Origin of the sequence: Streptomyces sp. URMC 126, from assembly GCF_051386555.1 — a bacterium.
In the GTDB taxonomy this organism is placed as follows: domain Bacteria; phylum Actinomycetota; class Actinomycetes; order Streptomycetales; family Streptomycetaceae; genus Streptomyces.
In genome coordinates, this window is record NZ_JBPQTX010001231.1 from 1 (window position 1) to 244 (window position 244).

General features: G+C 70.5%; 1 pseudogene. It reads right to left on the reverse strand.

Annotation, left to right across the window (positions count from 1 at the left end):
* Window positions 1-244 (reverse strand): annotated as a pseudogene (locus ACSNOK_RS35790) (3-methyladenine DNA glycosylase); the annotation flags it as partial.

Below are 244 nucleotides of genomic sequence, written 5' to 3' on the forward strand. Positions count from 1 at the left end.
GCCTTCCCCGCCGGTGTCTCGATGGCGACGGGGGAGTAGCCCCAGGCGGTCAGGTCGTACGGCGAGGCCCGCATGTCGAGGGTGCGGATCTCGCGGGCCAGCGCGAAGCAGTCGGCCACCAGGTCGGACGGCGTGAACGGGGCGAGCTTGTAGGCCCACTTGTACACGTCCATGCCGGCGTGCAGGCAGCCGGGCTGCTCGTTGAGCACCCGGGTCTCGAAGGTCGGCCGGCGCGTGTTAAGTC